Annotated in this window: 2 protein-coding genes; one reads left to right on the plus strand and one right to left on the minus strand. The window is 43.9% G+C overall.

Annotation, left to right across the window (positions count from 1 at the left end; genetic code table 11):
• Nucleotides 1-181, minus strand: a 181-nt coding sequence (locus CIK04_RS31020; RefSeq protein ID WP_325206048.1) for a hypothetical protein, incomplete at its 3' end; no start/stop codon positions are given.
• A gap of 328 nt (nt 182-509) precedes the next feature.
• Between CIK04_RS31020 and CIK04_RS31025 the strand changes: the two genes are divergently transcribed.
• Nucleotides 510-933: site-specific integrase (locus tag CIK04_RS31025; protein ID WP_176463485.1), on the plus strand; the 424-nt coding region annotated here is incomplete at its 3' end.

A 933-nucleotide genomic window follows, 5' to 3' on the forward strand; every position in this document is an offset into this window, starting at 1 on the left:
GGAGTATGTAGAGCATATCAAGGTCAGAAATACCTTGGATTCCAGAGTAACGACCATACGATCCAGCCTGAAGACTGTAACTTGTCTTGTCGTTTTCCAAACCTCGAACTGTCTCATTTAGGTTACTTCGTGATGCTTTCAATAGCGACTCGAAATTTTGTTCTTGTTCTTGAATCTTCAAGTTGTCCCAAAACACACTGAATCCGTCTTACCGTCATATGTCACCCTCATGTACTTAAGTCCATGTATTATATGAGGGCATTGTTTGGTAAAACAACCCTGCCTACCAATATATTGTGTCTTTAGAGGCTGGTAAGCACTACATGTGCGATGCGAATAATAAGAAATACCAAAGGTAATCCGTGACTGACTAATTAGCAAGATGCGTACTCAGTTTTGTCCAACAACGWGTTGAACGAAGCCGCTCCGCGGCAGAAACGAATAAGCACCAACAATCATACTCTTTAGTAACACCATCATGTCGGTGGTGTGTTACTGGAGAGAACACTATGACCCCGTCTGAAAAAGAGCGCTTTGACGCCTTATATCAACAACACCTCACCCAACTTAAACTTCAAGGTAAGCGAGCCAAAACCATCTCTGCATACTCTCTTGCTGTACGACGTATCACTGAGTACTTTGATCGGTGCCCTGATACCTTGACCATTGAAGACCTGCGACGATATTTCAGCCAACTGATTGGTCAGGTCTCCTGGAGCACGATTAAACTTGACCGCTGTGGGCTTCAATTCTTCTACAAACATACGCTCAACAAGCAGTGGGAATGGATCGGAATCATCAAACCTCCGAAAGTAAAACGTCTCCCGAATATCATTTCTCCTGAGCAAGTCGCTCAGATTATTAACACCACCCGAGAACCCCGTTACCGAGTGTTATTCTTAACGTTATACACGATGGGGCTGCGGATTAATG

Source organism: Vibrio sp. 03_296 (assembly GCF_002265885.1).